The organism is Staphylococcus sp. FSL W8-0304, from assembly GCF_038006565.1.
Classification (GTDB): Bacteria; Bacillota; Bacilli; order Staphylococcales; family Staphylococcaceae; genus Staphylococcus; species Staphylococcus epidermidis.
This window is the reverse complement of record NZ_JBBOVL010000001.1, coordinates 223,971-245,905: the sequence shown is the minus strand read 5'-3', so window position 1 is coordinate 245,905 and position 21,935 is coordinate 223,971. Positions and strand designations below refer to the sequence as shown.

The 21,935-nt window shown below is 32.2% G+C and carries 22 protein-coding genes; 8 read left to right on the top strand and 14 right to left on the bottom strand.

Annotated features, from left to right (window positions below):
* Window positions 1-61: 61 nt before the first annotated feature.
* Entirely contained in the window at window positions 62-2,128 is a 2,067-nt protein-coding gene (gene gehC / locus NST35_RS01040) for a YSIRK domain-containing triacylglycerol lipase GehC (protein ID WP_002458063.1), read from the bottom strand.
* A 405-nt stretch (window positions 2,129-2,533) separates the two neighbouring features.
* Here gehC and NST35_RS01035 point away from each other — a divergent pair, with 405 nt between their 5' ends.
* A complete protein-coding gene (locus NST35_RS01035) occupies window positions 2,534-3,319 on the top strand; it encodes an arylamine N-acetyltransferase family protein (protein WP_002458064.1) in 786 nt (261 codons plus the stop codon).
* A gap of 108 nt (window positions 3,320-3,427) precedes the next feature.
* On the opposite strand, the gene hisIE is transcribed toward NST35_RS01035, so the two are convergent.
* The 9 genes from hisIE to NST35_RS00990 form a co-directional block, all read right to left on the bottom strand.
* Window positions 3,428-4,063: a bifunctional phosphoribosyl-AMP cyclohydrolase/phosphoribosyl-ATP diphosphatase HisIE gene (hisIE, locus tag NST35_RS01030; RefSeq protein WP_002490178.1), complete on the bottom strand. Its 636-nt coding sequence runs from the start codon at window positions 4,061-4,063 to the stop codon at window positions 3,428-3,430.
* Window positions 4,060-4,818, bottom strand: coding sequence for an imidazole glycerol phosphate synthase subunit HisF (hisF, locus tag NST35_RS01025; protein WP_002458065.1), 759 nt, complete (start codon window positions 4,816-4,818; stop codon window positions 4,060-4,062). The genes hisIE and hisF overlap by 4 nt, the downstream gene beginning before the upstream one ends.
* The gene (hisA, locus tag NST35_RS01020; RefSeq protein WP_340747228.1) at window positions 4,815-5,519 is read right to left on the bottom strand and encodes a 1-(5-phosphoribosyl)-5-((5-phosphoribosylamino)methylideneamino)imidazole-4-carboxamide isomerase; all 705 of its coding nucleotides are present in this window, start codon (window positions 5,517-5,519) and stop codon (window positions 4,815-4,817) included. Before hisA ends, hisF begins: the two co-directional genes overlap by 4 nt.
* Window positions 5,512-6,090, bottom strand: a complete 579-nt coding sequence (hisH, locus tag NST35_RS01015; protein WP_002490171.1) for an imidazole glycerol phosphate synthase subunit HisH — start codon at window positions 6,088-6,090, stop codon at window positions 5,512-5,514. The genes hisA and hisH overlap by 8 nt, the downstream gene beginning before the upstream one ends.
* Complete coding sequence (hisB, locus tag NST35_RS01010) at window positions 6,087-6,665, bottom strand: imidazoleglycerol-phosphate dehydratase HisB (RefSeq protein ID WP_002446917.1); 579 nt, start codon at window positions 6,663-6,665, stop codon at window positions 6,087-6,089. Before hisB ends, hisH begins: the two co-directional genes overlap by 4 nt.
* 110 nt (window positions 6,666-6,775) lie before the next feature.
* Window positions 6,776-8,026, bottom strand: a complete 1,251-nt coding sequence (gene hisD, locus NST35_RS01005; RefSeq protein WP_002458066.1) for a histidinol dehydrogenase — start codon at window positions 8,024-8,026, stop codon at window positions 6,776-6,778.
* On the bottom strand, window positions 8,019-8,633 hold the full coding sequence (gene hisG / locus NST35_RS01000; RefSeq protein WP_002458067.1) for an ATP phosphoribosyltransferase: 615 nt from the start codon (window positions 8,631-8,633) through the stop codon (window positions 8,019-8,021). The genes hisD and hisG overlap by 8 nt, the downstream gene beginning before the upstream one ends.
* A gap of 24 nt (window positions 8,634-8,657) precedes the next feature.
* Window positions 8,658-9,470, bottom strand: a complete 813-nt coding sequence (locus tag NST35_RS00995; protein WP_002458068.1) for an ATP phosphoribosyltransferase regulatory subunit — start codon at window positions 9,468-9,470, stop codon at window positions 8,658-8,660.
* 236 nt (window positions 9,471-9,706) lie between these two features.
* Window positions 9,707-10,123 (bottom strand): hypothetical protein, encoded by a 417-nt coding sequence (locus NST35_RS00990; protein WP_002458069.1) that lies wholly within the window; start codon window positions 10,121-10,123, stop codon window positions 9,707-9,709.
* 102 nt (window positions 10,124-10,225) lie between these two features.
* On the opposite strand from NST35_RS00990, the gene NST35_RS00985 reads away from it, so the two are divergent.
* Together NST35_RS00985 and NST35_RS00980 are read left to right on the top strand one after the other, a co-directional pair.
* The gene (locus tag NST35_RS00985) at window positions 10,226-10,636 is read left to right on the top strand and encodes an Lrp/AsnC family transcriptional regulator (RefSeq protein ID WP_002458070.1); all 411 of its coding nucleotides are present in this window, start codon (window positions 10,226-10,228) and stop codon (window positions 10,634-10,636) included.
* Window positions 10,637-10,798: 162 nt separating this feature from the next.
* A complete protein-coding gene (locus NST35_RS00980; RefSeq protein WP_002446910.1) occupies window positions 10,799-11,206 on the top strand; it encodes a YjdF family protein in 408 nt (135 codons plus the stop codon).
* 150 nt (window positions 11,207-11,356) lie between these two features.
* Here the strand turns inward: NST35_RS00980 and NST35_RS00975 are convergent, their stop codons facing one another.
* The gene (locus tag NST35_RS00975; protein ID WP_002458071.1) at window positions 11,357-11,875 is read right to left on the bottom strand and encodes a GNAT family N-acetyltransferase; all 519 of its coding nucleotides are present in this window, start codon (window positions 11,873-11,875) and stop codon (window positions 11,357-11,359) included.
* Between the two features lie 320 nt (window positions 11,876-12,195).
* Here NST35_RS00975 and lqo point away from each other — a divergent pair, with 320 nt between their 5' ends.
* Together lqo and NST35_RS00965 are read left to right on the top strand one after the other, a co-directional pair.
* On the top strand, window positions 12,196-13,722 hold the full coding sequence (gene lqo, locus NST35_RS00970) for an L-lactate dehydrogenase (quinone) (protein WP_255296948.1): 1,527 nt from the start codon (window positions 12,196-12,198) through the stop codon (window positions 13,720-13,722).
* A gap of 1,222 nt (window positions 13,723-14,944) precedes the next feature.
* Window positions 14,945-15,460 carry a YceI family protein gene (locus NST35_RS00965; protein ID WP_002446907.1) on the top strand — a complete coding sequence of 172 codons (516 nt, stop codon included), beginning with the start codon at window positions 14,945-14,947 and terminating at the stop codon, window positions 15,458-15,460.
* A gap of 262 nt (window positions 15,461-15,722) precedes the next feature.
* Here NST35_RS00965 and NST35_RS00960 read toward each other — a convergent pair whose 3' ends face one another.
* Window positions 15,723-16,700 carry an SMP-30/gluconolactonase/LRE family protein gene (locus tag NST35_RS00960; RefSeq protein WP_002458073.1) on the bottom strand — a complete coding sequence of 326 codons (978 nt, stop codon included), beginning with the start codon at window positions 16,698-16,700 and terminating at the stop codon, window positions 15,723-15,725.
* A gap of 282 nt (window positions 16,701-16,982) precedes the next feature.
* Here NST35_RS00960 and trhO point away from each other — a divergent pair, with 282 nt between their 5' ends.
* Together trhO and pcp are read left to right on the top strand one after the other, a co-directional pair.
* A complete protein-coding gene (gene trhO / locus NST35_RS00955; RefSeq protein WP_002458074.1) occupies window positions 16,983-17,945 on the top strand; it encodes an oxygen-dependent tRNA uridine(34) hydroxylase TrhO in 963 nt (320 codons plus the stop codon).
* Between the two features lie 193 nt (window positions 17,946-18,138).
* Complete coding sequence (gene pcp / locus NST35_RS00950) at window positions 18,139-18,777, top strand: pyroglutamyl-peptidase I (RefSeq protein WP_002458075.1); 639 nt, start codon at window positions 18,139-18,141, stop codon at window positions 18,775-18,777.
* A gap of 32 nt (window positions 18,778-18,809) precedes the next feature.
* Here pcp and NST35_RS00945 read toward each other — a convergent pair whose 3' ends face one another.
* Window positions 18,810-19,370 (bottom strand): tubby C-terminal domain-like protein, encoded by a 561-nt coding sequence (locus tag NST35_RS00945; protein WP_002458076.1) that lies wholly within the window; start codon window positions 19,368-19,370, stop codon window positions 18,810-18,812.
* A 181-nt stretch (window positions 19,371-19,551) separates the two neighbouring features.
* Here NST35_RS00945 and NST35_RS00940 point away from each other — a divergent pair, with 181 nt between their 5' ends.
* Window positions 19,552-21,144, top strand: a complete 1,593-nt coding sequence (locus NST35_RS00940) for a BCCT family transporter (protein WP_002458077.1) — start codon at window positions 19,552-19,554, stop codon at window positions 21,142-21,144.
* A 163-nt stretch (window positions 21,145-21,307) separates the two neighbouring features.
* On the opposite strand, the gene isaB is transcribed toward NST35_RS00940, so the two are convergent.
* A complete protein-coding gene (isaB, locus tag NST35_RS00935) occupies window positions 21,308-21,820 on the bottom strand; it encodes an immunodominant staphylococcal antigen IsaB family protein (protein WP_002458078.1) in 513 nt (170 codons plus the stop codon).
* Window positions 21,821-21,935 lie beyond the last annotated feature (115 nt).

The following is a 21,935-nucleotide window of genomic DNA, read 5'->3' as shown; positions in this document are numbered from 1 at the left end:
CCTGTCATTTATTTCACTCCTATCTATATAAGATTACATTAGGTTTATACCCTATATCATTTTATTTATTTGTTGATGTTAATTGTTCACTTTGTACTAAATCATCAGCAAGACCGTGCCAGAACTGTTGTAACTCATCTCTAGTACGTTTAGTATCTGTACTGTCTTGTCCTACAAAGTCCACATGATCCCAGTCATGTTTTGTTGGAGTTACTTGCCATACACCTTTTTGATTTTTATCTGTAGCTTCAACATATTTTTGATTAAATGGATGTTGTGAAGAAATGACTGAAACAAGTCCATCATTTTCTCTCCATTCTTTCTCTTTAGCTTTTCCAATTAAGTTACCAGTAATTGTAAATGGTAAGAACATGTTAAGATCAGCTTTTTGTTTTCCTGCCAATGTTTTATGTGTTGATTCGCCCGTATAAGTTTTATATACAATATTAGGATTTAATGATGTTTTTCGGTTTAAATCTGTTGCGCCATCGCGTGTTAAATCGTGTAAACCACTATCTTCTGATTTCCACAGTTTTGAATTTTGAACACGTTTAACATATTGAATATATGATTCATTTGGTTTTTGTTTTAATCCCCAGTGTTCTAACCCAAAGTCTACACGTGAATCTTTATTACCATACATTTTACCTACGTCATATACAAGTTGGCGTACAATCGCTTCGTTACCTAATAAGTCTGACGCATGTGTACCATTATGTGGTGTACCGAGTGTTGTAATAGATGACACCATATTATCGTGGCCACCTTGGTATAATGGAGAAATTTCCCCACCATGTTGTTTTTGATATTCAACTTCTTCTGGATTACCATGTCTCAATAGCTCTTCTAATTGACGAATTGTTTGACCACCCATACTATGACCAACTAAATGTATTTTTTGACCTGGTTTCCAATCTTTATAAACACCTTCATAGGTTTTACCGTAACGCTCATGACCATATTTAGCTGCGTGTGCTGCACCATAGTCAACACGTCCGCCTTTGATGTAGTAATATAACTCAACAGCACGGTCATAGTTACTACCAAATGCACTTATACTTGCTTCATAAGCCTCATATCCATTTTCTTCTAAATCTTGGCGAATATTCATTTTATCGCCACCCCAATAATGCGTTAGTACTGATGGGTTAATATTGTCTGTAAATCCATTGAAACCATGTACTAAAATAATTGGATCATTATTTTTATATTGTTTTTGTTTTGCTGATTTATTTGTTTGATCCTCATTTTTTTCACTCACTTGTTGCTTAGACTGTTTATTAGTTGTAGCAACAGCATTACTTTCTAAATTAGCTAGGCCATCTTGAGACCCTTTATCATTTTTAGAAGATTTATCTTTATCTGTAGTTGGATTCGCTTGCTTGTCAACTTTAAGAGGTTCCTCTTTACTATTTAAATTAAATGTTTCAACTTTGTCGTCATCTTTCTTAGCAGTCACTTGTTGAGTGTCGTTATTTACTTCTTTGTTTACCTCTTCTGTTGATTGGCTATCTTTTGATTGATTTTGACCTGTTGCTCGTAGTAGATCAGTATTTTTAGATGATTGTGTATCTTGTTTACTCAAATTCTCTTTTTGAGAGTCTTTTTGTTGGGCAGTTGTATTATCGAGTTGTGAAGGTTTAGTTTTCACATCTTCATTGGACTGTGCTGCATTTGAGTGTAAAGTTTGATTGTTTTCACTAGCATGCTTTTCCAGTTCAACTTGTTCTTGTTGTGGTTTCTCTTCAGAATGATTTTGAACAAATGCTTCATTCTTTTTATTTTGTTCAACTACAGATTCAGATTTATTGTCATTTTGAGAATCTTTTTGTTGCTGAATCAAATCCTCATTTTTTGGTGTTTCGTTATGTAAGTTTTCATTTTCAGTAATAGAATTAACATTACTTTTCTCATTAACATTCTTATTTTGCGTTGATTGTTGTTCACTTAACTTTTCATTTTCATCCCCAATAGATTGTGTTGTGCTATTTTCAACAGTTCCTTTATCCTGTTGTTGCTCAGCAGCCTGAGCTGATCCTCCACCCATAAATAATAATGCTGCAATCAGAATGGATGATGCACCTACGCTAAATTTACGAATACTGTATTTATTTTGTCTTGTCTTCACAATTAGCACCTCTATCTATTTGTTTATTTTAAAATGAAATTTTTGTCGGTAATTTGTTAGATGAAAATATTAATAATCATACGTGGTATAAATCCGAAAATTTTACTAAAAATGGGTTTGATTGCTTCCATAACTATCTCCTTCCCACCAAAGGTAAGCGCTTCCATTTTTGTTCAAAAAAATAAAAATTATAAAAATAATTTTAATAGGCCATAAAAGAATAATTCACTTATCTACTTTGGTTTGATTTGATTAATATATTACATCGATGTTCACAATTTGTCAACAATTACATGCAATTTAATTATTTATCATACTAATATTAAATCTAAAGAAATGATGGTAATCTATATATACTATAAAATAAAAAATATCGATTTATATAAAAATAAAGGATGATTAGTAATGGATATACAAAAGTTTGAATCTTATCTAAAAATTAAGCATTCATATTATTCAAACCCTTCTCTTGAAGCATTGAATTACTATGTAAGACGTTTTATGATAACTGTGCCGTTTGAAAATATTAATGTTCAAAACAAGATTCCTATCTCAATCGATATCAACGATTTATACAATAAAATTGTTATTCAACGGCGTGGCGGATTTTGCTATGAATTAAATCATTTGTTTGCTACGTATTTAGAACATAAAGGCTTCCACGTCACTCGTGCTGCGGCAACAGTTTACACACCAAATGGTGGACGTAGTCCTGAAGGTTCGCATATGTCACTTTACGTTAATATCGAAGGAACACTTTATATTACTGATGTTGGATTTGGTGATTTACCTACAAGTATTATCGAGATAGGTTCTAAAACACAATTCATTCCAACATATGATAAAAATGGAGTTTACCGTGCTGTTTGGATTAATGATAATCAATATGCTTTACAGAAGCTTAGACAAAATAAATGGATGACACTCTATGAAGCACATTTAAAATCTCAAAGCATTAAAGACTTTGAAGATAAAATAAGCTACAATGAGCACCATCCTCATTCTATTTTTGTACGACATTTGCTTATTACACAACCACAATCGTTTGGACGTGCAACAATGACTTATCATTCTTTAACTTTAAGCAATGATAGTACTAAACATAAATATGACGTTACTACCAATAACTACAAATATTTTTTAAAAAAATATTTTAACTTAAACGTATCAATTATCCTATTTGAGCCATAAATAGGATGAATCGTCATTCACTTTCATCCTATTTTTAATCATTGATTTATAAGATTCATGGAATAAATCCCCCATATTAAATTAATTAAAATTCTAAATTATACTACTTTACCATTTTCGAACCTCTTTGCGCTCGCCTTTAAAATTATTTCTTTCTTGATGGCGATGTGCTAGTACCTGTTCTACTTCTGAAAATGGAATATCTAAACTATGTAGTAACACAAAAAGGTGATACATGACATCTGCTGTTTCATTAATAACTTCTTCACGATTTTGTTTTATCGCACCTATCACAACTTCAAATGCCTCTTCACCAAATTTCTTAGATATTTTCTCGATGCCTTCCTTTAACAAATATTGAGTGTAAGAGTTAGATTGATTGTCTTTAGCACTTTGATGAATCGTTTGTGCTAAAGCTTGAATTTTAAAGCGTGATGCAAATTCACTATTAAAACAACTCAGACTTCCAGTGTGACATGTAGGACCTTGTGGCATCACTTTGATTAAGATTGTATCTTGATCACAATCTATATGAATACTCTCAACGTGTTGGAAATGACCAGAAGTTTCACCTTTAGTCCACAAACGTTGTTTAGATCTAGAGAAAAAGGTTACTTTCTTTTCTTTCAGAGTTTTTCGATAAGCTTCTTCATTCATGTATCCCAACATTAATACGCTATCCGTTTGAGCATGTTGCAAAATTACTGGTACTAATCCTTTAGAAAAGTCTATAGGTTTATTCATCTCACGAGGATACCTCCTTCACGCATTTTATCTTTAATTTCTGCCACTGTAGTTTCTTGATCATGTAAAATACTTGCCGCTAAGCCTGCAGAAACATCTGTGTGTTGAAACAGTTCAACAAAATGTTGTGCATTTCCTCCACCCCCAGAGGCGATAATCGGAATATTAACTAATTGTTTAATTTTTGCTAAATGTTCAATATCAAAACCTTGTTTCATTCCATCATGATGCATGCTAGTTATAAGTAATTCCCCGCCACCTAAATGCTCTACTTCTTGTACCCAATCATATACTCTGACATCAGTTAATTTTTTACCACCGTGCGTAGTACAGAAATAATCCTTTCTGTCTTTATCATAAAAGCTATCAATAGCAATACAAATACATTGACGACCAAATTTCTCACTTGCTTGTCGAATTAATTCTGGATGTTTTAAAGCGCTTGAATTGAGTGATACTTTATCTGCTCCGTGATTTAATAGTTGTGTAATATCATCTAAATTTTGAATACCTCCTCCTACTGTTAAAGGGATAAATAATTGTTTTGCCGTTGCTTCTATCACTTCTATCATAAGATCATGTCCTGCTTCCGTCTTCGAAATATCAAGAAAGACCAGTTCATCTGCACCGGCTTCATTATAAAAAAGAGCCAAATCAACTGGATTACCGATATCTCTTAATGACTGGAACTGGATACCCTTTACGACGCGTCCATCTTTAACATCTAAACATGGAATTACTCTTTTTTTAATCAAGATAATCCCTCCCAGAATTTATCCAGATGTGCTGCTTTTCCTACAATAGCAGCATGAACATTTAACGATTCTAATCGAAACAAGTCCTCTTGATGTCTAATACCTCCTGAAGCAATCACAGGCAAGGATGTATAAAGTGCGAGACGACCTGTCAAATCAAAATTAGGCCCAGAAAGTTTACCATCTTTCGAAATATCGGTATAAATTACACCACCCAAAGGTAAATGCTCAATTTGGTCAACATAATCAAATAAATTGAGTTTGGCATCCTCTTCCCATCCATTAATCTTTATTTTCTCTCCAAAAGCATCTACGGATAAGTAGAGTTTATTTGGAAATTGATGTGTCATATGTGTTAACCACTCTATGTCTTGGATACCTTTTGTACCTACGATACAATAGTCTATTCCTGAATAAATATAATTTTCAATTGTTTGTTTTGAACGAATGCCGCCACCCACTTCTATAGGCTTAGTGGTCAACTTTCGTAAGGAACGGATGTAGTCGAATTCTTTTACTTCTTTTGCTTTAGCCCCAATTAAATCTACAATATGTATACGTTTCACACATTTAAATTGACTATAAAATCGGATACTGTCTTCTACAGATTTTTCCATTTTTTCTTTTGAATCATATTTGCCTTCTGTTAATCGAACACTTGTTGAATTAATCAAATCAATAGCTGGCCATAAATCAATCATTAATAAACCCTCCTTTAAGCGCTTGATTTAGAATCTCTAATCCATACGTTCCACTTTTTTCTGGATGAAACTGGATACCGATATAATTTCGGTATTGAATGACTCCCGGAATCTTTGTACCATAGTCAGCATAAGCCACTACATATTCTGACATTTCTGCTTGATATGAATGAACAAAATACACATCACTTTGCAGTAAAGGATGTGTACTCTTTAATTCATTCCATCCCAAATGAGGAATAGGATGAGATGATTGGATTGGCACTATATTTCCTGGGACAAGTTCCAATCCACTAATGTCACCTTCTGCGCTATGTTGAAAGAGTAATTGCATACCTAAACATATTCCAATTATCGGTTTATCATGTATATTTTTAAGCATATCTTTGATGTCTTTTTCTTCTATAGAATGCATCGCATCCCGAAAATGTCCAACACCTGGAAGTACGATAGCTTCAGCTTTTTGTACATCTTTATCATCACATGTCAAAATCACATCATATCCTAAATGTTGAATCGCTCGAGTGATGTTATTTATGTTTCCCAATCCATAATCAATAATCGCAATCATTCAATTACTCCTTTAGACGATGGAATACGTCCATCTTCATTTTGTGCAAGAGAAATCTTTAATGCTCTTGCAAAAGATTTAAATATTGCCTCAATCTCATGATGTGTATTTCCACCTCTTAATAAGTCAATGTGAACGGTTAATCGCGCATTAATTACTAATGCTCTAAAAAATTCTTCAACTAGTTCAGTGTCAAAAGTTCCTACCTTTTGAGCGCTCAACTTGCTATTAAATGAGAAATATGGACGACCACTAATGTCCACTACTGTTCGAGCAAGCGCTTCATCCATGGGTACATATGAGCAACCATATCTTGTAAAACTTTGTTGAGTCTTAACTAATTCAAGAAGTAATTGTCCAATAACTATACCTATATCTTCAGTTATATGATGATCATCAACATACGTATCACCAGTGGCCTCAATAGATAAAGTTAATCCACTATGAAAAGTAAATAGCGTTAACATATGATCCAAAAATCCTACACCAGTATTAATATGAGATTGTGTTCCGTTATTAGCCAACGAAATATTAAGCTGAGTTTCTTCAGTGTTTCTTTTGATTTGATAGTTCATAACATACGCTCCATTTCTTCACTATTTTTTCCAGTAGAAGAAGCTGTTCTTCTGTAGCAATAGATTAACGAACATACGCATTCATTTTTATTAACAGATATCATAATAAGCTATCCTTTTCGGCGTACGTGAATCGATTTTTCATGATTAAATAAAGATTCTATATGTGCAATGTGCTCAGCTGATTCTGCTACTTCGTTAAATGTTTTTTGTGACAAATGAATGACTGAATGTCTTGTCATAAAGTCATTTACAGAAAGTCCATTTGTAAATCTAGCTGTTTGATTAGTAGGGAGTACATGACTAGGACCTGCCACATAGTCCCCAATAACTTCAGGAGAAAAGTGTCCTAAAAAAAGTGCGCCAACATATTTAACTTTATCTATATACCTTTCAGGTGCTCGAGTTTGAATAGATGCATGTTCAGGTGCAATCGTGTTCATAATTAAACATGCTTCTTCAATATCTTGAGCTAATATTAGATAATGATGATTAGTAATACTTTGTGATATGATATCTTGCCGTTCAACATATTGAAGCTTCTCTTGTATTATAGTGTTCAATTGATTAAGTACCTTTTCATTTTCACTAATCACATAAGTACAAGCCATTTCATCATGCTCTGCTTGTGCAAATACGTCATAAACGATTGCGTCTAAGTCAGCACTTTCGTCTATAATCAAGGCTATTTCTGTCGGTCCTGCGATTTGGTCTATGCCTACTTGACCGAATACAAACTTTTTGGCATAAGCAACATATTGATTTCCTGGACCTACAATTTTGTCGACTTTTTTTATAGTTTCCGTGCCATAAGTTAGTGCTGCAACACTTTGTGCTCCACCGACTTGATAAACATGATGAACGCCTGTAATGTAACAAGCGGCTAACACCTCTTGACATATACCGTTATTTTGAGGTGGGGTAACAACAGTAATCTCATTAACACCTGCTACTTGAGCAAGTGTTGCAGTCATTAATACCGTAGACGGATAGCTAGCCTTACCTCCCGGCACGTAAATACCTACTCGTTCGATAGGATGATATCGTTCATAACATTCAGTTTGTTGAGATGATTCCTGTTTCACCTTAATATTTTCTTGATACACTTTAATTCTCTGATAGCTTTGCTCTAATGCATCTCGTGTTTTATTATCTAGCATGTCGTATGCATTTTTTAGTTGGCTTTGCTCTAATTCAAGATTCTCAGTTTCCACTTGATCAAATTGTAAATTATAATTTTTTAAAGCTTTATCTCCCTGTAATTTAACTTCTTCACAAATCTGACTCACTATCTCGTACAAAGATTCATCTAGAGATTCAACATTATTAAATTCTTTTAAAAATTGTTGTGCGCTAAGCATAGCTAATAGACACTCCCAACTGCTTGATTAGTCTCTCTATTTCAGATGATTGCTTAAAATATGATTCTTTATTTGTAATTAACTTAGCGTTAATTTCACTGATATACTTTTTCTCAACGAGCCCGTTAGCTGTAAGCGTAGAACCAGTTTGTACAATATCTACAATAGCATCAACCATATCCACTACACATGACAATTCAACTGAACCGTTAAGGTGAATCACTTCTACATCCATACCTTCTTTATTGAAGAATTGAGTAGCGGTATGTACATAGCTCGTTGCTACTTTTTTATAGCAAGATGTTTCTGGCTTTGCCGCCAACGCAAAATGACATTTACCAAATGGCAAATCGAGTAATTTATTAATATTATATTTTTGACCATTCAGAATATCACTTCCCACAATTCCTACATCAGCAATACCTTGTTCTACATAAGTGGGAACATCGCTTCCTTTAACTAAAATCATTTCAATGTTGTCGACTGTAAGCAATAACTGTCGTTGTCTATTTAAAAGTACAGTTGCAATATCTATCTGATTAACTTGTTGTAAATATTCGATAAAACTCTCTAATAAACGACCCTTTGCTAATGCAACTCGTAACATGGCGTTCCACCTCACCTTTTATAATTAAAGTGTTAATCCTAAACCAAAACCTTCTAGTGAACCGTGATAATAACCACCTGTCAAAACGCTATGAGTAGTATTTTTAAGATGACATTTTATAAAAATACCTTTGTAATAAGATCTAGGCGCTTGTGCAGTTACGTCAAGGTGGATTTCAGTCATCCCATGATCAGTAAACCATTGTGCCCAAGATTGAATTGCCCCCATTGCAGGATGTTGCTCAGGTAAATAATGAGATAATATTTTAAGTTGGTTTAATGTGTTCTCTTTAAGAATTTGAATGATGGGATGATTGAAAGTTAGTGTTTGAATAAGCCCTGATAAATTGCGTTCTTCTATCATCTCCATAACTTCTCTAGTTTGATGATTTTTCTCTAAAAGTGCATCAATCAATTGATAGTGACCTAAAATGACAAATTGAATATCATCATGAAGTACGTTTTGAATAAAATATTGGAAATCTAAGAAATTTTGAGTGATTTTATCAAATTGTGGCTCGTAGTTCTCGATGCCGACTTGCTTTATAACTCTGTTATCTCTGATAATATCCCCTGCATAAGCTACTTTTTTAAAATGTGTTGGATAGTTCGAATAATATCTGAATAATTGATCAGTAAAATCATTTCTTAATGCATAGATAGATTTATTTTGTTGCCAAAAGCTTCTTTCATCCATTTGTTGCAAATCCTCGTGAGTCAATCGTCGCCAATCCAATTCTTCAATTAAGTTAAAATCTACAACATTATACTTTTGTTGATGAAAAAACTTTAAAAAACGTAATTCCTTTTCTTTCATTGAAATAATGGTATTGTTCATACTTACGCCACCCCTCCCTCACGCTGCATTCTTTAGTTCGATAATACACTAAAGTAAAAATGTAGTAATACACTAACATGTTACAAGTTATCTGACAAGTATTTTTCTGAAAATTCTTTCTTTTATAATGAAATATATCTAAGTCTTTAATTATCAATTTTTAATTAAAATAAAAACCTCTTGCGAAGTAAATAATACTTTACAAGAGGCATATATTATTGATCAGTATTAAATTTTTAATTATTGCTAGGTTGTAAATTCATCATGGCACCAAATTCTTGTTGACAGTGGGTAAATGATACGAATGCTAACAATTCTACAATCTCTAAATCAGTCAGTGTCTTTGTTAAAACCTGTATTGTAGATTGTGGAACCTGTCCCTTTTGTGACACATAAACATCAACAAAACCTATGCAAACTAAAGATTTTTCATCGGTAAATTTCTTATTGGGTTTTCCTTTAGATTTGCAGTATAGACAACCACTGTTTTGAGCTAATATTTTCCTGATTTCTTCTTTTAAATCAACAGATAATTGACCCTCATTTTTTAATATATCTTCTAATGCATTCCATTTTTCTTGAACACTAGGGAGATGTCCGAGAAGTTTGTCAAAAGAAGTATCACCACGATGAGATAAGTTAATTATAGCCATCTAATCACCTCTTATTTATTTTAATTAATCAAACATCAGTGATGAATGTTATAATTAAAGTAAATTTATAGTTTACTTATTAATAATAAGGAGATTTTCCCATTGGACCTAACAAATCAAAAAATTCTACACTTACTTGAGCAAAATAGTAAGCTATCGCTTTCTGAAATTGGAAAGGAAGTAAATTTATCTACACCTTCTGTTCGAGAACGAATCTATAAACTTATTGATTCGAAAATCATTGAGCGATATACAATCGATATTAATTACGATGCATTAGGTTTCGATATTAATGTTTTAATAGAAGTAACTATAAAAAATAACCTATATAAAGATTTCAAAGCATTTATTTCAGTTCAAACCAATGTTGATTTTTGCTATAGAATTTCTGGAGATAGTTGTTTTATATTTAAAGCGCATTTTAAAAAGATGAGCGAAGTCGAAACACTCATCAACGAAATCCAATATTATGGTCATACAAAAACACATTTTATATTTTCAGAAACAAAATAGTATTTTATGATTTATCAATATTGTCGTTTATGTAATACTATATAAAGAAATGTAAAAACACAATTGGGTTGGTAGTCCCAATGCAAATCACTTATATTTGTCAGTAACCTTCCTCCTCAGGTCGTCCATCATTTCAATTTTAAATTGAGGAGGGACTTATCTATGAAATTATCTATTTTTCATGATGGTCAATTTTTTGTAGGTGTCGTTGAATACCAAGAAGGCTGCATTCATAAATATCTAAAAGTTACATTTGGTAATGAACCTAGCGATGAAACAGTGTTACGATTGATAACTTTTAAACTTATTCCTTTATTAAATCAAACACAGGGCAAGAAGAAACCTATTCAAAAGCATAAAAAAATTAATCCAAAACGTTTGCAACGTAAAATCGCTAAAGAACAAAAAGAGACCAATTTAACTACATTTGCCCAACAAGCGATTAAAGAAGAACAAGAATTGAATAAGCTAAAAAGTAAAAAACTTCAGCGATTAGAAAAAGAACGACACAGACAATACAAAAGAATGTTAAAAAGAAAAAAGGCGCATGAAAAGCACAAAGGTCACTAATTTAATTGAGTCTGCCACATATATTAAATGTGCTGCAGACTCTAAACTTTTTCAAATTAATATAGATAGCTTAAATCTACCAATTTGAAGTTAATCATTCCTTCATTTTTAATTACTCATAAAAACTACGAATTCATCATGCTTATAGTTTTAGTTATTATCCAACGCTTGTACGTTAAAAAAACAACGATCTCCTTTATTAATTACATCGTCCCAGTTAGCATCATAATTATATCCGAGTCTTTGTGCTAATTTAATAGAATTTGTATTATATTGATTTGTTCGAATTATTTTTGGTGTTATAGTATCATGCTTTTCTAAATGACGAGCAATCTCCTCCATCGACTCAAAAGCTAAACCAACACCAGTATACGATGGAAAGATTCTATAATACGCATTAAGAAATTGTTGTTGATGAATTGTACGATACTCAAATCCTGCTATTCCCACTACTTCTTGATTATCTCTCATCATTAAAATGAAGTAACCAAATTGATATTCATCCCAATGCCTCATCCATCCTTTAATAAAATCTCGGGTTGCTACTTTATTCTGATGAATACCTTTAGGTGTATACTTTGTAGCTACTTTATTTGTATGCAATTGATAAAGTTCATCTGTATAACTCAAATTAGGCTTCACTAGCTTTAATCTATGTGTTTCTAACATCTACATCCCTCTTTCCAATAAATTATTCAATTGTAGATAACTTAATATTGTTTACGCACTCTTTTCACTATTGAGAAGAGTATATATTATATTTAGACTTACGTCAGTCTCACCTAAAAATTTCACCTAACATCCCATTTTGACACTATAGTTCACCTTATATTTATACTTGTTCACTAGTAAATGTGTCTAATCAATGATCATATTGTGTCCAAAATATTACAAAATGGAATAGGTAGTATTATAAATATGTATTTTTGTTATATAGCCTATCGTCTTATAATAGGAATCAGCGCAATAATTTAATTATTTTTGCACGAATTCTTAAACCAAAGAAAGGTGAGCAAAAAATGGCTAATAAAGAGTCAAAAAATGTTGTTATTATTGGCGCTGGTGTCTTAAGTACGACATTTGGTTCTATGATTAAAGAATTAGAACCTAATTGGAACATCAAACTCTATGAACGCTTAGATCGTCCAGGTATTGAAAGTTCTAACGAAAGAAACAATGCCGGTACAGGACATGCGGCGTTATGTGAATTGAACTATACAGTACAACAACCTGATGGTTCAATTGATATAGAAAAAGCCAAAGAAATCAACGAACAATTCGAGATTTCAAAACAATTCTGGGGTCACTTAGTAAAAAGTGGTAACATCAGTAACCCTAGAGATTTCATTAATCCACTTCCTCACATTAGTTTCGTAAGAGGTAAAAATAACGTTAAATTCTTAAAAAACCGTTACGAAGCAATGCGTAACTTCCCTATGTTCGATAACATCGAATATACAGAAGATATCGAAGAAATGAGAAAATGGATGCCATTAATGATGACAGGTCGTACTGGTAACGAAATCATGGCGGCTAGTAAAATCGACGAAGGTACAGATGTTAACTACGGCGAATTGACTCGTAAAATGGCAAAAAGTATTGAAAAACATCCAAATGCTGATGTTCAATACAACCACGAAGTAATTAATTTCAATCGTCGTAAAGACGGTATTTGGGAAGTTAAAGTTAAAAACCGTAATTCTGGAGACGTTGAAACTGTTCTAGCTGATTATGTATTTATCGGTGCAGGCGGTGGCGCTATTCCACTATTACAAAAAACTGGTATCCCAGAAAGTAAACATCTTGGTGGATTCCCTATCAGTGGTCAGTTCTTAATTTGTACAAACCCTGATGTCATTAATGAACATGACGTCAAAGTATATGGTAAAGAACCACCAGGCACACCTCCAATGACTGTACCACACTTAGATACACGTTATATCGATGGTGAAAGAACATTATTATTTGGACCATTTGCAAATATTGGCCCTAAATTCTTAAGAAACGGTTCTAACTTAGACTTATTCAAATCAGTTAAACCTTATAACATTACAACATTACTTGCATCTGCAGTTAAAAACTTACCTTTAATCAAATACTCTATCGACCAAGTATTAATGACTAAAGAAGGTTGTATGAACCATCTACGCACGTTCTACCCTGAAGCTCGTGACGAAGATTGGCAATTATACACTGCAGGCAAACGTGTTCAAGTTATCAAAGATACTAAAGAACACGGTAAAGGATTCATTCAATTTGGTACAGAAGTTGTTAACTCTAAAGACCACTCTGTTATCGCATTATTAGGTGAATCACCTGGAGCATCAACTTCAGTATCAGTAGCCCTAGAAGTTTTAGAGAAAAACTTTGCTGAGTATGAAAAAGATTGGACTCCAAAATTACAAAAAATGATCCCATCATATGGTAAATCTCTTATCGATGATGTTAAGTTAATGAGAGCAACTCGTAAACAAACATCTAAAGATTTAGAATTAAATTATTACGAATCTAAATAAAATACTTTCCCTGTAAAATATAAAAATGATGAAGAGAAAATAAATAAATATAAAATATTTCTCCCCTATCCTCAAAACCTTAATTAATATTAAATTAGAGTAAATAAATTTAGAAACAAAATTAACCCCTACCCCTGATACCTCCAACGAAGTCGAGCCAACTTCGTTGGAGGATTTTTTATTTTTTTCTTAGCGACTTAAGTATCTATCACAGTAGATATCTAACAAATCAGCGATACAACAAAATTTATGAATTGTCCATGTTTTAAAACTCAATGAGTTAAAATAACTATTCACACGATTCCTTCTCAATTCACTTTTTATAAACACTATTTCTATATAAAAAATAAGCTTGTCTCTCTTTTTATAAAAACAAACTCAAATATCATCTCATTATACATTTTTAAAGACGTCGTTTAACCCATGCACTCTATATATAAATATATCCATTGTACTAAAGGTTATTTAAAATTCCATGTTGCAAGTCATCATAGATACGAGAAAGCTTATGAGTTGATTTAATTTCAGAATATAATTGAACAGAATCTTCAACAATTTCATCACTCTACTATAAAAAAACACTCGTCCTAAGACGAGTGAAAATAAAAAGAGTTAGAAATAAAAGGAAACTAAACATAAAAAGAACAATATAATAGATGATGGTCAATTGATGTGTTATATGAGGTATTGAAGAATTTTCACTTTGTTTGCACTTCAAATAAAATAGACAGGGACGGATGTGTCCATCTTATATTCATCCAACCATCATCTCTATATCATTCTTAAATCGTAAAAATTACGATTTAATGTCATGTTACTTTCTTCTAATAGCAATGTCAAATGAAAGTATATGTGCTTAATTATTTTTTGAGATATACGTTGTCTTACTTCAGTATTAAATGAAATATTCTTAATTTATACTTCAATAATTCTCTCTATGAGCAACCTCAAATTAACAATCACATGTTCTTTTTTATTTTAAAATAAAATTTTACAACATTTTTTCTGGAGGATAAATTTACTGTTGATTGCAAAATATCATCATTCTTTTATGTATACTTCATTTCTTTTTAACAAATCTAGTATTATAAACACACTAAAAAAGGGGTTAAAAATCCGTAAATTTAATGAGAGCAAAAAAATTGATAAGTCATCTTACTGTATCTAGAATATAAATACAAGAAACATAACTATTGTAATAAAGAGAGAAGGGGTTATAATAATGACAAAATTTAACTTTGATCAAGTTCACAGTGATATTCAGTTTAAAATTAAACATCTTATGGTGTCTCAAGTAAAAGGAACATTTAAACAATTTGATGTTCAATTAGATGGAGATATTAATGATTTAACTTCACTAAAAGCAACAGCTACTATTATTCCAAGTTCAATTGACACTCAAAATGAGGACAGAGACAATCATTTAAGATCAAACGATTTCTTCGGTACAGAAGACAACGATAAAATGACATTTGTAACTAAAGAAATCAACGAAGATCAAGTAGTTGGAGATTTGACAATTAAAGGTGAAACTCATGAAGAGACATTTGATGTTGAATTTAATGGTGTAAGTAAGAATCCAATGAATGGACAACAAGTCACTGGTTTTATCGTTAGTGGAACAATTAACCGCGAAAAATATGGTATTAATTTCAACCAAGCTTTAGAAACTGGTGGCGTGATGTTAGGTAAAAACGTAAAATTTGAAGCATCAGCAGAATTTAGTATCGAGAATTAAACGATTTGTTATAGAAAATTTTCTTAAGCTTTTTATCTTTAACAGTAAAATAAAGTAACACATATTATAAATGCCTGGGACACATTCAATGTCTCAGGCATATTTATTTATGGACAATCGTTGCATTAATAAAAAAATACAATGAGTTATATCAAATTTTCAAATTGAGCTATACGAGTGAGAAACATAAAGTTTTATTCGACCTTTGTTCTACTTCCTTTATTTATACAAAACAACTTATTCCATACGCTTTTTTAAGAATTTATTGAAATTGATAACTCTCATATCCTTTAGCAAAGCCATTAACTGTATAAAGCATAGCCCCACCTTCTGAATGGTTTTCAATATCATTAGTACAAATTATAAGTTGATTTGTACCAGGTATGAATTGTGGATGTGTTGTACGTAACATCTTCCCATCATCACGTCCCGGCATTAAAATTTGACCTATAGGATAACCTCTCTTATTGAAAACTAATACACGTCCTTGTCCATACATAGCCACATATAAATTATCATCACTATCAATACAACAAGAATCCGGTCCTTCATGACCTGTAAAATAATATGGTATTGTTGCTCCAAATGGTGCAATAGTCACACCATCATCCTCTAATGTGATTCGGTGAAGTCGATTAGTTGTAGTTTCAGTTACCCATAGTACTTTTTCATCCGTACTTAAAGCAATACCATTCGCCACAGAAATATTTTGAATAATTGGCGTAACCTTCTTAAAGTCTGGATCTACATAGTAAACACCACCCAAAGGTTGTGTAGAATACCCTCTAAAATCAGTGAAATAAAATCCGCCTTTACTGTCAAAAACCATGTCATCAATACAATATTCTGTATTTAAATCAGAAATAATTTCTTCTATTTGTTCACCATTTTCTGTTGTCGCAAATATGCCTCCAGTTGTCTTAAAATCACCTAGATAACAGATAAATAAACGGCCATCTTTATGTACTTTAATCGCTGCCGGATTATCTTTAACAGACTGAAATTCTGTTGTAACCTCCTTGGTCGCAGGATTAACTTTAAAAATATTCCCTTCAAACACGTCTAATAAGAATAACTGACCTTCGCGATTAAAATTAAGTCCTTCTAGTTGTAACCCTTTATCTGAAATTTTCACCCACGGCTCTGCTGTTACCGTTTGTAATTCACTTTCTGACACAATTGGCACTGCACTTTCTGATTTACCAGTATATTTTAATGTTGGTAATTTTTGATTTGCCATCAATTGGATCCCTCTCTTTATTCAGTGACTTTATTCTCATTTTATAAAAATTTATATTAAATGTCATTATAGCTACACAACTACACTTTTATTCATATATAAAAACAATAACATCTTATATCGGTCAAATGACGGATTTATAGGCTATCTTATTGAAAGTAATTCTCATTTTGATACAATATTAAAATGTCTAATTTTTAAACTTCAATCACTATCAATTTTTTTATATAACTTCAAATACTTTTAAATTAACTAAAATTGACTAAAGAGGAGCACAGATTTATGGATTATAGAGTACTACTTTATTATAAATATGTAACTATAGATGACCCTGAAACTTTTGCAGCCGAACATTTGAAATTTTGTAAGGAACAGCATTTAAAAGGAAGAATACTAGTTTCAACGGAAGGCATTAATGGAACATTATCTGGAACTAAAGAAGATACTGATAAATATATAGAGCATATGCATGCAGATAGTCGTTTTGCTGATTTAACTTTTAAAATTGATGAAGCTGAAAGTCATGCGTTTAAAAAGATGCACGTGCGTCCAAGACGTGAAATTGTTGCACTCGACTTAGAAGAAGATATTAATCCACGTGAAATTACCGGTAAATACTATTCTCCTAAAGAATTTAAAGCCGCACTAGAAGATGAAAATACTGTTATATTAGACGCTCGAAATGATTATGAATACGATTTAGGACATTTCCGCGGAGCTATTCGTCCTGATATAACACGATTCCGTGACTTACCTGAATGGGTGCGTAATAATAAAGAACAACTCGACGGAAAAAATATTGTCACATATTGTACAGGTGGCATTCGTTGTGAAAAATTTTCTGGTTGGTTAGTAAAAGAAGGATTTGAAAACGTAGGTCAGTTGCATGGTGGTATTGCTACATACGGTAAAGACCCTGAAACTAAAGGGCAATATTGGGATGGTAAGATGTATGTATTTGATGAACGTATAAGTGTCGATGTGAATCAAATTGATAAAACAGTCATCGGCAAAGAACATTTTGATGGTACACCTTGTGAACGTTATATTAATTGTGCAAACCCTGAATGTAATAAACAAATTCTTGTTTCTGAAGAAAATGAAGAAAAATATTTAGGTGCATGTTCGTATGATTGCGCAAAACATGAGCGCAATCGCTACGTTGCCCGTCATCATATTAGCAATGAAGAATGGCAACGTCGTTTAAACAATTTCAAAGATGTGCCTGAACACACACATGCATAATTCAAACACGCCTTTATTGTGAGTTTAACATTTCACATATAAAGGCGTATTTTATATGATTTAAATATCTATAATAACTTTTAACCCTGTTTTTTGACATAAAGAATACGTAAAATGGCAAATATTGATATCATTTATGTCACTGATAGTTTTAAAATAAATAACATAATAAGTTTACTTAAGGAGTGTCTGCATGGAAATATTAGTCACAGCATTTGAACCATTTGGAGATGAAAAAATTAATTCTGCACTTGAGGTTGTTAGCCATCTGGAAACTAAAATTGGCTGTCATAAAATTGATCGATTGATACTTCCTACAGTATTTCATGGCTCTGCGAATGTGATTGCTAAAGTGTTAAAATCTAAAAATTATGATGTTGCTCTAGCTATCGGACAAGCAGGTGGTCGTAGTGAAATCACTCCTGAGCGTGTAGGTATAAATATAGATGACGCACGTATTAAAGATAATCAAGGACACCAACCTATTGATCAAGTTATACGTCACGATGGCGCACCCGCTTATTTTTCTAATTTACCTATCAAAAGAATGACAATGGCAATTCAAAAGGCTGGTCTCCCTAGCAGACTATCTAATTCCGCTGGAACATTTGTATGTAATCATATCTTATATCAACTTGGATATATGGCAGACCATTTTTACCCTGACTTATTATTTGGATTTATACACGTGCCTTTGATTCCTGAGCAAACAATTAATCATTCTCAACAACCTTCATTGTCCGTTGAAGATATCGTAAAAGGATTAACTGAAGCAATCAAATCTATCGACTTCGTTGAAGATAACAAGATTGCATTAGGAGAAATCCAATAGTCTCTTAGTTCACTAATCATTCTGTATGTACTTTAAACAGGTGGCCCTGGGAACATCAAGCTCGTTTGACGTTTGCTCACATATGTATTAGCAAAAGCGTGCATGATAAGAATATAGAGTAATTGATGTTCTTTAAATAGCCTATCATTCCCTTCTGCATAAGCATAATCACCAATTTGTTTCCAACTCGCAATTTGTGTATCTCGCTTTATATCTTTGATAGTAGTATGATGTTTCTCATTAGCATGAATATTTAATATTATACCGTCAATTTTTAATATTCCATACGTCTCCTCATAACCATTACTTTGCTTATCAAATAACGCTTCACACTGCCTACCTTTTGAATCACGATATTCTACTTTAAAATGTTTTTTCTCCATATATCGCGATACCTTAATATAAGCTACACTATTATTATTCACATCACATATCTCATATTGATTTAATTTTAAACCTAAGGTTAAATAACCAATACATTTTTGAATAAAATTTTTATACACTTTCGATATCATACCAACAGGTTGCTGAGCATCATTTTTTATAATTGAAGTCTGTGTTGAGAATCGATTTCTTTTTAAATATTTATACATTTTGTCACCCATCTCTTTAATATCATACTTTTATCATATACAACAGACTTCTCTAAATCAAAATCTCTTTTTTTATCAAATCATTTTAAATACAAAAAGTATTTTTGAAAATATTTCCAATTATCTGTATACTTTAAACAAATACTTTGCAAGTTAAAAAGGGATGAATAAAAATATTAAAATGAAAAACAAACGAAAAATAAACAATACGCTTGTTTATACTATCTCAGTTTTAATTATTGTTGTTATTACTCTTATTGCGGGTATCTTTCCTAAAGCATTTGGGATGTATGCGCAGAGCATTTATGATTGGATTACAAATTGGTTTGGTTGGTTATTCCTTATCATTGTCTTTGTTTTGGATGTATTTTTAATATTCTTAGCTTTTTCTAGATATGGTCGATTTAAACTTGGTTCGGATGAAGAAGAACCAGAATTTTCCATGCTATCTTGGATTGGCATGTTATTTTCAGCAGGCCTTGGCGTTGGTATAGTCTTTTGGGGGGTTGCCGAACCTTTAACGCATTATCTCCATTCACCCTTCCCAGGAAAAATTGCAGATCACTCTGAAGAATCAGCACGTGTCGCGATGGGATATACATTCTTCCATTGGGGTATTTCACAATGGTCAATTTTTGCTATTTCAGGATTAATCGTTGCATACTTTCAATTTAGAAAACAACGTAACGGACTTATTTCAACAGCTATGGAACCCGTTTTTGGTGAAGCTTATAAGCGTCCGTTCAGGAATATTATTGATATATTAGCAATTATTGCAACCGTCATGGGAATTGCTACGTCGATTGGTTTGGGAATTATGCAAATTGGTGGTGGATTAAACCATCTCTTTGATGTTCCTAATAATAATTTCACTAAAATCTTAATTACTATTTTAATGGTAGCCATATTTTTAGGCTCTTCATTAACTGGCTTAAATCACGGTGTAAAATGGTTAAGTAATTTAAATATTTTATTAGGTGCTATTTTACTTATATTTATTTTGATTTTTGGAGATTTAAAATTTATTTTAGAATCATATACACTAGCTATCTCTGACTATTTGCAGCATTTTATAGAATATAGTTTACGCGTAAATCCATACTCAGGCGATGATAGTTGGATTCAACAGTGGACTGTTTTCTATTGGGCTTGGGTAATTTCGTGGTCACCTTTTATTGGTGGCTTTGTAGCAAGAGTATCTCGAGGACGTACAATTAGAGAATTTGTCGTAGGTGTACTCATTATCCCTCCTCTAATTTCGTTTACATGGATTGCAGGTTTTGGCGGTACAGCTATTAAGCTTGCTTTAAATCATAACGACAAGCTTGTTCATATTGTCGATAAAGATTATTCTGTTGCCTTGTTTGAATTATTATCACATTTTCCATTGTCGGAAGTCACTAGTTCCTTAGCCATTGTACTTATTTTCATCTTTATTGTAACAAGTGCTGATTCAACTACGCATATTGTTGCAGGGATGGCTACAGGTGGTGCTATCAATCCATCTTTAAAACATAAAGTCTTATGGGGTCTGCTTATTGGGGCGATTTCAGTTGCTATGACAATTGCAGGTGGTCTTAAAAGTTTACAAACTGCATCAGTCATTACAGGTCTACCATTCTCTATCATTTTATTACTAATGATATTCTCACTCATGAGGGCTTTAAAAAGAGAACCCATCCATCATTTTAAAATGACATCAATTGATGATGAAAAAGATTACTCTATTTCATTAGAAGAGCGTGAAAAACAGGATGAACAAGAAAATCAGTAAAGCAGCTTTAATTGAGTAGCGCTATTATTCACTTTCTTCATTATTCTTTTGAACTATGACACAACGGGAGCGGGACAGAATTCATATTGAATTCGTTGTCCCACTCCCGTTTATCTATGTTTTAAAATAATATTCTCTTTTTTAATTTGCTATATATAATCATTTATGACAATGTAGCACTTGTAACATACCCATCTTTAACGTGAAAAACGATGTTTCCTTTTCCGACTTGATAACCGTACAAGCCATCTGTCTTACTTGTTTTGTTTTTAGATAATGGCGGCTGATAATTATAATTTTTTCCATACTTTTGTTTAATTTGATCTAAAGTAACAGTTCTGGAAGCAATTTTAAATTGTACGTTGTTTGCTTTATTTCCGTTAATTTGTTGAAATGTCTGATCGTATATTTTTTTAGTAGCAGTCTTAGATTCATATTTTTGATTTACCTTAATACCATTAAATGTAACGTTTCCAGCTTTTAAACCTCGATAAAATGAATTGCTAAGTACAAAGTCGCCACCCGATGCAGTATAACCATTATATTTATACCAGTAACTGTGTGCTGTTTGTGCCTTTGCTTCATTAGATACACCATTATGCTCTGTTACATTTAAACCTAAAATTGCACCTAAAGTAATACCACTTACGACAAATGCTTTTGCAAACCTTTTCATAATGTATCACACTCCTAATATAAAATGATAATGTGTTGCTACACTCAACATATAATATTTCATTAAATATTACAACTATCTATTAATAGGTAAAAAAATCTCTTAATGATTTTTA